Origin of the sequence: Salinisphaera sp. (assembly GCF_035690525.1) — a bacterium.
Classification (GTDB): domain Bacteria; phylum Pseudomonadota; class Gammaproteobacteria; order Nevskiales; family Salinisphaeraceae; genus Salinisphaera.
In genome coordinates, this window is record NZ_DASSKM010000155.1 from 22,460 (window position 1) to 29,252 (window position 6,793).

General features: G+C 60.8%; 7 protein-coding genes. 3 read left to right on the forward strand and 4 right to left on the reverse strand.

The genetic code is table 11. The features are described 5' to 3' along the window. Nucleotides 1–4 precede the first annotated feature (4 nt). The 3 genes from VFJ08_RS11850 to VFJ08_RS11860 are packed head-to-tail and all read left to right on the forward strand — an operon-like array spanning nucleotide 5 to nucleotide 3,028. A complete protein-coding gene (locus VFJ08_RS11850; RefSeq protein ID WP_324997422.1) occupies nucleotides 5–982 on the forward strand; it encodes an ABC transporter permease in 978 nt (325 codons plus the stop codon). Between the two features lie 45 nt (nucleotides 983–1,027). Then, nucleotides 1,028–2,014 (forward strand): ABC transporter permease, encoded by a 987-nt coding sequence (locus VFJ08_RS11855; protein ID WP_324997423.1) that lies wholly within the window; start codon nucleotides 1,028–1,030, stop codon nucleotides 2,012–2,014. Nucleotides 2,015–2,068: 54 nt separating this feature from the next. Continuing rightward, a complete protein-coding gene (locus VFJ08_RS11860) occupies nucleotides 2,069–3,028 on the forward strand; it encodes a 3-hydroxyacyl-CoA dehydrogenase family protein (protein WP_324997424.1) in 960 nt (319 codons plus the stop codon). Nucleotides 3,029–3,147: 119 nt separating this feature from the next. On the opposite strand, the gene pdxA is transcribed toward VFJ08_RS11860, so the two are convergent. The 4 genes from pdxA to VFJ08_RS11880 all read right to left on the reverse strand — a co-directional run. After that, on the reverse strand, nucleotides 3,148–4,140 hold the full coding sequence (pdxA, locus tag VFJ08_RS11865; RefSeq protein WP_324997425.1) for a 4-hydroxythreonine-4-phosphate dehydrogenase PdxA: 993 nt from the start codon (nucleotides 4,138–4,140) through the stop codon (nucleotides 3,148–3,150). A 14-nt stretch (nucleotides 4,141–4,154) separates the two neighbouring features. After that, the gene (locus VFJ08_RS11870) at nucleotides 4,155–5,414 is read right to left on the reverse strand and encodes a four-carbon acid sugar kinase family protein (protein ID WP_324997426.1); all 1,260 of its coding nucleotides are present in this window, start codon (nucleotides 5,412–5,414) and stop codon (nucleotides 4,155–4,157) included. Between the two features lie 227 nt (nucleotides 5,415–5,641). Continuing rightward, complete coding sequence (gene otnI / locus VFJ08_RS11875) at nucleotides 5,642–6,436, reverse strand: 2-oxo-tetronate isomerase (RefSeq protein WP_324997427.1); 795 nt, start codon at nucleotides 6,434–6,436, stop codon at nucleotides 5,642–5,644. A gap of 14 nt (nucleotides 6,437–6,450) precedes the next feature. Beyond that, nucleotides 6,451–6,793 (reverse strand): class II aldolase/adducin family protein (locus VFJ08_RS11880; protein WP_324997428.1); only part of this gene is annotated, 343 nt, incomplete at its 5' end.

Genomic DNA, 6,793 nt, shown 5'->3' on the forward strand with positions numbered 1-6,793 from the left:
AACGATGGTAAACCTCCGACTTGCAAGCAGAATCACCCGGCGTCCCTCTCTCGTCTGCATCCTGACGTATATCGTGATGTACGGTATTTATGTGGGTGTGCAAGGTCACTTCGCCTTGACGGCCTATGGCATTTCCGTGCTCCTCAACAACAGCATCACCCTGGCGATCGGTGCGAGTGCGATTACCTTTGTCATCCTGATCGGCGGTTTCGATTTGTCGCTCGCGGGTACGGTCGCGCTGACGAACAGTCTTATTGCGGTCGCGGGCTTCAACGGCCTGGGTGGATCCATCGCGGCGTTCTTTGTCGTCATCGCCATCGGTGCGGTAGTCGGTGCCGTCAATGGTTATCTCGTTGCCTACGGCAAGTTGCAATCGATAGCGGCGACTCTGGGCACGATGATTATGACCTCCGGAATCGCTTTGTTATTGCTGAACGCGCCTGGCGGTCGCGTACCGGACACGATCTCCTACGGGTTGACCGGTCAGATCGGTGTGGTGCCGGTCGCGGCAGTGATTCTCGTTATCTTCACCGCCATTCTCTGGGTCATGCTGGGCTACACCCGATTGGGCATATCGCTGCTGTCGATTGGGCAGGACCGCACCGCGGCACGTGGCGCTGGGATCAACGTCGAACGCACCGAATTCTTCGCGTATCTGCTGTCTGGCACGCTTGCCGGCGTCTGCGGCTACATGGTGGGGGCGGAGACCGGTACCGGCAATCCGCAGTTCAATACTGCATTTTTGCTGCTGGCTTTTGCCTCGGTCGCCATCGGCGGGACCGCTTTCGGGGGCGGACGCGGCACGGTACTCGGCAGTGTCGTCGGTGCCGGCTTGTTGGAGCTGATTCAGAAAACGCTGTTCGCGCTCGGTGTGTCCTCGTTCTTTACGGGGATTTTCGAAGGCCTGCTGATGATCATAGCCGTGTTGATTAGCTCTCTCATTTCCATGCTGGCCGAGCGGGAATACGCCCAGGCCGGCTAAAGCCGGCGGGCCGCGTGGTTAACGACAACAGGCAATGAATCAGCTATGACAGCAATCAAGAGAAATCCTGCGACCGTTGGTGTTTTTATCGGTACCGTCGTCATTTTTCTGCTTTCGGGACTGATCGAACCGGGGCTTTTGGGCGGTGACAGTTTTCGGCTGGTCGTTTTGTTGAGTACCTTTGTGATTATCGTCGGCTTTGGTCAAGGGATCGTGATCCTGACCGGCGGTCTCGATCTCTCAGTGGGCTCGATCATCACGCTGGGCGGGGTGCTGTTGGGCTCGTGGGTGCCTCAAAGCAACGCCGGGTTATGGTGGGCGATTCCGGCTGTTCTGCTTATCGGCGCCGGGATCGGTGCGCTTAGCGGCATCGGCGTAACGGTACTCAAAATGCCGGCGTTCGTCATGACGCTGGCTATGGGTATCATCGTCCAGAGCGCTATCCTTGGATATACCCACGGCGCGCCGGCGGCCAACAGTGCGCCCACGCTCATCTCGGGCGTGATCGAAAATAGCTGGCTCGGCGTGCCGGTCATCATCGTGCTGACCCTGATCTTCGTCATCGTCGGGTCGGTCATCCAGGACAAGAGCGCATTCGGACGATTGGTACACGCAGTCGGGTCGAATCCCAAGGCCGCGCGAATCGGCGGCTTGCCGACGGGCCGTGTGATCGTGGCTTCGTACGCGCTCAGCGGATGCTGTGCAGCGCTCTGCGGTGTCGTTCTTTTGGGCTTTATCGGCGCGCCGACGCTGTCGATGGGGAACCCATACACGATCGAGAGCATTGCGGCTGTTGTGGTCGGCGGTTCGTCGATTCTGGGCGGCCGAGGCCTGTTCTTGAGCACGGTTGGCGGCGCCTTGTTTCTCGGCGTGTTGTCTAACGACATGACGGCGATCGGGCTCAGCGCCGGTTGGCGGACGTTGGTCGAGGGCGGCATCATCGTTGGCGCCCTGGCGCTGTTCAAGGTCTTCGAAACCGGCGGGTTCGTCAAGCTGGGACGGGCCTTTTTCCCCAATGCACCGCGAAAATAACGCACGGGCCGCGATGCGGTATCAACAACTGCGATTAAGTGGGAGGTAGCGGCCATGGCCGAGGCAAGCATGGATCGACCGGATAGCGTCGGCGTGGTGGGTACCGGGCTGATGGGAAGTGGCATTGCCGCGGTGATCTGTGCCGCCGATAAGCCAGTCAAGATATTCGATCTGGACGAGCGAAAAATGGCCGACGCCTGGCCCGTCATACGATCGATCGTCGATCAGTTGGTTGAATATCGGCTCGCGCGAGCAGGCAAAAGCACCGATCAACTCCTTGAACGGGTGACTGCCGCGAGCGACTACCGTGATTTTCAAGATTGTCATACAGTCATCGAAGCGGTTGTAGAAGATGAAGCCGTTAAGCGTCAGGTCTACAAGGCGCTCGAAAGCTGTCTGGCCGACGATGCCGTCATAACCAGCAACACCTCAAATATCGTCCCGTCGGCGCTCATCGGCGGCATGAGGCGCCCGGAGCGATTCGTGGTGACGCATTTCTGGAATCCGCCGCACTCCGTGCCGCTGGTAGAAATCGTGCCGCACGCGGCGACCGCACAATGGTGTATCGATCAAGCGGTTCGTCTTATCAACGAGATAGGTAACGACCCGGTCGTGCTCCAAAAGGAGGCCGCCGGTTTTATCGGAAACCGCCTGCAATACGCGCTTTTGAGAGAAGCGCTGGGAATCGTTCAGCAGGGTATTGCAACGCCCGCGGAAATCGATCGTGTCATGACCGCCTCGCTCGGACGCAGGTACGCGACGGTCGGGCCTTTCGCGACCGCCGATCTGGGCGGACTTGATACGTTTCTGGCTATATCGCAACAATTGATGCCGCAGTTGGTCGCCGACAATACGCCGCTCGGACTACTTCAGGATATCGTGGCGTGCGGCGATTACGGGGCTAAATCGGGACGAGGCTTTCTGGACTGGCCGAAAGAGCGAAGAACCGAGATTCAGCAGCTGCGCGATACCGATCTTTTGAACAGAAGACGAGGTGATTCAAAACCCGGATGAGGATGCGGTCGCCGATGCCGACAGATGCACTCGTAACGCGAGGTCAGCGCTTCGACAACCACTGCGCAGGTATGCAGCAAATCCACGATCCGCCGCGCCGTTGCTCGACAGCCTAGTCATTAGTCCACCGTAGCCAGTGTGACGGCCTGATGTAACGCCTCGAGCATGCTGGCGGCATCCGCACGTCCGGTACCCGCGATATCGAAAGCCGTGCCGTGATCGACGCTCGTGCGGATCACGGGCAGGCCGACGGTGACGTTCACGCCGGCTTCCAGCCCGAGCACCTTGACTGGCCCGTGACCTTGGTCGTGGTACATGGCGACCACTAGATCGAAGTCACCCCGGGTGGCGCGATAGAATAGTGTATCGGCAGGTAACGGGCCGTCCACGTCGATATCGTCGGCCTGAGCGGCCGTGATGCCGGGAACGATCTTGTCCTCTTCCTCGCCGTATCCGAACAGCCCGCCTTCACCGGCATGCGGATTGATGCCGCAGACCGCGATACGCGGCCGGGCCAGCCCGGCTCGCCGCAGCGCGGTATCGCCGCGGCGGATCGTCCGTTCGACCAAGCCCGGCTCGATTTTGTTCACGGCGTCGATCAGGCCGATATGGGTGGTTACATGAATCACCCGCAGTTTCGGCGTGGTCAACATCATCGACACTTCTTCGGTGCCGGTCAGCGCAGCCAGAATTTCTGTGTGTCCAGGGTAGTTGTGTCCGGCTGCGTGGAGTGCCGCTTTGTTCAACGGCGCGGTACAGATGGCCTGTACGCGTTTTTCGACCGCAAACTCCGTGGCCTTCTTGATGAAACGATAGGCGCCGTCGCCAGCGGCCACAGAGATTTCGCCAAAGGTCAAATCCGCCGGGATGCAGGCCAGGTCGATGCAGTCGAGGATGCCCGCCGTATAGTGTCCATCCTCGGGCTGCTCGACAGTGTTGACCGTGAGCGGGACGCTCGTGATTTCGATCGCCTGCCGCAGGCGTTTGGCATCGCCGATGACCAGCGGCCGGCAGATACCGCGAATTTCGTCGCTTGCCAGGGCCTTGGCGATAATTTCGGGGCCGATGCCGGCGGCGTCGCCCATCGTGATCGCAACAATCGGTTGGCTCATGGGATATGGTTTCCTCATTCCTTGCAAGAACAACGTGCCCGCGAAGCATCGTCTGCCGAAGACTTGTGACCGGTCGGGCCCATCAGTGCGCGCCGCGCGCGTTCCAGCGTGTCGGCATCGCCGAAGGCGCCCGCCTTGGTCACTATGGTGAGTCCGCCGAGCCGATCCGCGTTCGATTGCACCACGCCGGGTTCGATTTCGCCCTGGACAGTCAAGCGGTCGACACCGACCGCCGTAAGCACGGCGCGTGCGGTTTCGCCTCCGGCCATGATCAGTCCGGTCGGCCGGCCAGGGGCACGTCCGGCGAGCACGCGGCCGGCGGTCGCCGCCAGCGCTGCGGCAACCGCCGCGGCGTGGCTGCGCTCGACCGGCGTAGCGGGATCCGGGCAGAGCAGTGCGTCGCCGTCCGCCAAACGACGACTCAGCTCGCGCGCGGCCGCTTGTTGCTCACCGTCGCCAAAAGGCGCGCGCAAGGCCACCAGCGGTATCCGGGATGCCTGCAGCCGTGCACGCTGTGCCCGTGCATGTTCCGAATAGCTGCCGAGCACGATCAGGGTGTGGCCACCAACGCGACGGTCCGTGGAATGCGGAGCAGCGTTGTCCGAAGCGGCACGGCGCGCTGCTACGCGCAACAGACCGGCTGATCCGACCGGCAGCACGGGAGGTGCCAACGCGTTGAGCGTATCGTGAATGCTATCGAGATCGGCTTCGGTTTCGGCATCCACCACGATCGCCTCGGCGCCATCTCTAATATGTGCTTCGTAAGCTACTTTGATCGCTGTAGCGCCGCTGCGCACGGTTTCGAGATCGATCAACGCCACGCGCAGATCGGCTGCCATCAAGCGCCTGCATAGATTGCCCTTGTCGTTTGCCAGCGGCTGACCGTCTACACGCACGACACCGTCGACGACCGTACGCCCCGTAGCCGGAAAAGCGGGAGCGATCATCGCCGACGCATTCGATCCCTCCCGGGCCATGGTGCGAAACGCGGCCGCGATTTCAACCGTGGTATTGCCGCGCAAGATCGAATCGATCTTCTTGTAGATCGGCACGCCCAGATGCAATGCGCGGGCGGTGTTTTCGGTCACGAGCGCAGCTGCCGCTTCGGGTGTGCGGTGGCGGGTATCGGTATCGAGCGCGACCACTTCGGCCGAGGCGCTACTCAGGGCGGTCGAATCCAGCAGCACGCTTACCTGTGCATGCGCTCCCCAAGTCGCCGCACCGTCGAGCGCTCCGGTAAGATCGTCGGCGATGATGATTTGTCGGGTGGGCATTGTGATCGCTCGGAGAGTGTAGACAAAACATTCACGTTGTCAGTCGTCTCAGCCGTAGCCGGGTTTCTGCTAACGAGAGGCAACGAAAATACGCATAGGCCGCTGCGTCAGCATCTGCCAGTCGGCCGGGCGGCAATGCCGAGCTGTTTTATGCCCAATAATTTCGACTTGCGACATCACTTTGAAAACTTTTTGCATCTGAGGATTAAAATCGCCGACTGACAAAATCAATCGCCTCGATCGCACATATTCTGCTCGCGAAACCAGTCGAGCCCGGCAATGGTGGATGTGCGCGGGTGATATTCGCAGCCGATCCAGTCAGCGTAGCCATCGGCGTCGAGCTGCTCGAATAGCCAGGGATAGCTCAGTTCGCCGGTATCCGGCTCATGGCGGTCGGGTACACCGGCGATCTGGATGTGGCCGACGTCGTCACGGTAACGCCGATAGGTCATCCACACATCTCCATCCATGATCTGTGTGTGATAGAAGTCCATTTGTACCGCGACATTGGGCTCGCCGACCGCTGCGATGACGGCGTGACCCTCGTATTGATGATTGAGAAAATAGCCGGGCATGTCGCGGGTGTTGATCGGCTCGATGAGCAACTGGATACCGTGCGCGGCCAGCCGGCGTGCGGCAAAACGTAGATTATCGATGTAGGTCGTGTGCATGGCCTCGTGTGGGAGGCCGTCCGGCGCCACCCCGGCCATGGCGTGGACACGCGCGCAGTTGAGTGTCGTGGCGTATTCCAACGCGCGGTCGACGCTATCGCGAAATTCGGCTTCGCGACCGGGCAGGGCGGCCAGCCCTCGCTCGCCGGCCTCCCAATCGCCTGGTGGCAGATTGAATAACACCTGGGTGAGATTATGACGCTCGAGTTCGGCGGCCAAGTCGGCGGGCTCGAAGGCGTAGGGAAACAGGAACTCGACCCCGGTAAAGCCTTCCTCTGCGGCGGCGGCGAAGCGCTCGATGAATGGCACTTCGTTGAACAGCATGCTGAGGTTGGCGGCGAATCGGGGCATGGCGTGTCCTTTCGTTACCAGTTAGCGTTGAAATTCTGGCGCAGTTCTTCGATCTGGTTCTCGTCGAGCGTGCGCGTCTCGTGGCCGTGTAGCAGCAGGTACAGTTGGGCCGTTTCTTCCAGCTCTTCGATAGCGTTGCGCGCGGCTTCCAGGGTCTTGCCGGCGACGATCGGACCGTGGTTGGCCAGCAGGATCGCCGAGTGATTTGCGGCATACCCACGCACGGCGGTGCCGAGCGCCGGATCGCCCGGGCGATAGTACGGGATCAGCGGCAGTCGCCCGACGCGCATGACGAAATAGGGCGTGATCGGCGGCAGACAGGAGTCGGTATTGAGCCCGGCTAAGCAGGATACCGCT

Bases quoted from the DNA above. Each gene is read 5' to 3' on its own strand.
- VFJ08_RS11850 (WP_324997422.1), top strand. From the start codon at position 5: ATGGTAAACCTCCGACTTGCAAGCAGAATCACCCGGCGTCCCTCTCTC.
- VFJ08_RS11855 (WP_324997423.1), top strand. From the start codon at position 1,028: ATGACAGCAATCAAGAGAAATCCTGCGACCGTTGGTGTTTTTATCGGT.
- VFJ08_RS11860 (WP_324997424.1), top strand. From the start codon at position 2,069: ATGGCCGAGGCAAGCATGGATCGACCGGATAGCGTCGGCGTGGTGGGT.
- pdxA (WP_324997425.1), bottom strand. From the start codon at position 4,140: ATGAGCCAACCGATTGTTGCGATCACGATGGGCGACGCCGCCGGCATC.
- VFJ08_RS11870 (WP_324997426.1), bottom strand. From the start codon at position 5,414: ATGCCCACCCGACAAATCATCATCGCCGACGATCTTACCGGAGCGCTC.
- otnI (WP_324997427.1), bottom strand. From the start codon at position 6,436: ATGCCCCGATTCGCCGCCAACCTCAGCATGCTGTTCAACGAAGTGCCA.